Genomic DNA, 1,670 nt, shown 5'->3' on the forward strand with positions numbered 1-1,670 from the left:
GACAACGTCCTATGTCGGGAAGCAGCGGCGGGTTTTGGCCAGCAGATATCCAAGCGCCGACAACCATCGGCGCGGCATGCAATCTGAGCCAGATGGCTCCCACCGTCAACGGGATCGCTCCCTGCCATAGCAAACATAGGATCCAGCGGCGCCAAGGCGGCCGTGGTCCTCACCATCCTTAAAACGAGATACGCACCCAGGTGGAAGGCCCGAACATTATCTACAGGGTCGCTCGATGAGCGCCCTCACGGCACTTGCAGAGAGGGGTCCTTCCACCTGGCATCCGACCGTTCGAGGAACGGCCGGTACTCTGTCCCCGTCTTGACGACGGCGTGAGCCACGCGCGCCATCTTGGCGGTGAGTGCCGTCATCGCCTTGCGGCGACGGTCGGCATCGTCCGCGTGCCCGGCGGTGTACCGTCCGAGCTTGTCGCGGAAGCTGTTGTCGCGCTGACGCGCGGCGACCTGGGCAGCCATCCAGAAGGTCCGGCGCAGGCGCGCGTTGCCGTATTTGGACAGCTTCGTGCGGCCGCGGAACGTGCCTGACTGACACGTCGCAAGATCGAGACCACAGAACTTCAGAAATTGGCGATGATGATTGAAGCGCCGCAGATCACCGGCCTCGGCCAGGATGGTCAGCGCGTTGATCGGACCGATGCCCGGAATGTTGCGCAGCAACTGGTAGTCGACGACATCGGCGAGCCGCGCATGGGCCAGCCGCTCGATTTCGTCGCGCTGCTGGATGAGGCTGCGGCCCTGCGCGATGACCATGCGGAACATGGTGATGGCGGCTGAGTCCTCCGGCACCGGCAGTGCCGTCGAGGCGGACGCCGTCTCGTAGATGTCGTTGATGAGCCGTGCCTTGGAAACCTTGCGGCCGATGAGCGGCCACGCTGCGGCCGAGAACGCCTCCCGGTCCAGCGCTGTGATGGTGGCCGGTGTCGGAAACCGCTCGATGAGCGCGAAGAACCAGTCGGACCGGCTATTGCCTGCGAAGCGGGCGATCTCGGGGAAGTACATCGGCAGGTAGTGGGTCAGGATGCGATGCCAGGTCTGCGTCTTCATCCTGGAGATCGTCTCGTGGGTCTTCGAGAGCTCCTGCAGGTCATTGATGCCTGCGGCGAGCGGGTCGACGTAGCGCTGCGTCGCGCCGATCCGCAGCATGTGCAGGATGACCTGCGCGTCCTTGGGGTCGTTCTTGTCCCAGCCGTTGTGCAGCGCCTCACGCGTTCGGGCGAGGGCGACCGATGAGATGAGCCGCAGCTCGAACCCCGCCGTCAGCAGCCGGTGCGCCAGCGTGCGATGGTAATTACCCGTCGCCTCGAACCCGACGATGATGGGGCGCCCGATGGCAGCGAGTTGCTCGGCAAAGCCGTCATAGTCCTGCCTGGTCGCCATGACGGTCATCCGCCGGCGCCGGCCACCTTCCGGTCGCTCGATGAGGACCTCCTGCCGGTTCTTGGACATATCGATGGCTACCAGCACGGCGCCGGCAGGCGTAGAGGTGAGCTTGGTCATGGTCGGTCGGCCTCCAAAGTGTTGTCTCGACAACCTCACTTTAGATACCTGCTGACCGGCCATGGCTTGCCCTGATGAAGCCTGCGGCCGCTACGCGGCCTTGTCTTCATCAGGGCCATAGCGGCTCCCGAACCAGCGCTTCCCAATGTGCTA

The 1,670-nt window shown here is 64.3% G+C and carries 1 pseudogene; it reads right to left on the reverse strand.

Going from position 1 to position 1,670, the window contains the following annotated elements:
• Positions 1 to 220: 220 nt before the first annotated feature.
• Positions 221 to 1,517: pseudogene (locus tag XM50_RS00185) on the reverse strand (IS110 family transposase).
• Positions 1,518 to 1,670: the final 153 nt, after the last annotated feature.

The organism is Sphingomonas sp. Ag1 (assembly GCF_000980895.1).
In the GTDB taxonomy this organism is placed as follows: Bacteria; Pseudomonadota; Alphaproteobacteria; order Sphingomonadales; family Sphingomonadaceae; genus Sphingomonas; species Sphingomonas panaciterrae.